The sequence below is a fragment of the Clostridium sp. MCC328 genome (assembly GCF_018785465.1).
In the GTDB taxonomy this organism is placed as follows: domain Bacteria; phylum Bacillota; class Clostridia; order Lachnospirales; family Lachnospiraceae; genus Pilosibacter; species Pilosibacter fragilis.
In genome coordinates, this window is the sequence record NZ_WQPW01000081.1 from 1 (window position 1) to 241 (window position 241).

Consider the following 241-nt stretch of genomic DNA (forward strand, 5'->3'; position numbering starts at 1 on the left):
TGAGGGAACCTTTGAGCGCCTCCGATACCCTTTCGGAGGCGACCGCCCCAGTCAAACTCCCCACCTGACATTGTCCCCGACCCGGATCACGGGCCATGGTTAGAAACCCAGTAACGCAAGGGTGGTATCCCAACAGCGGCTCATATGAAACCGGAGTTCCATACTCGTAGCCTCCCACCTATCCTGTGCATGCATTACCGAATCCCAGTATCAAGCTGGAGTAAAGCTCCATGGGGTCTTT

1 rRNA gene is annotated in these 241 nt (G+C 55.6%); it reads right to left on the bottom strand.

Going from position 1 to position 241, the window contains the following annotated elements:
- Positions 1-241: ribosomal RNA gene (locus GPK83_RS12135) — 23S ribosomal RNA — on the bottom strand; the annotation flags it as partial.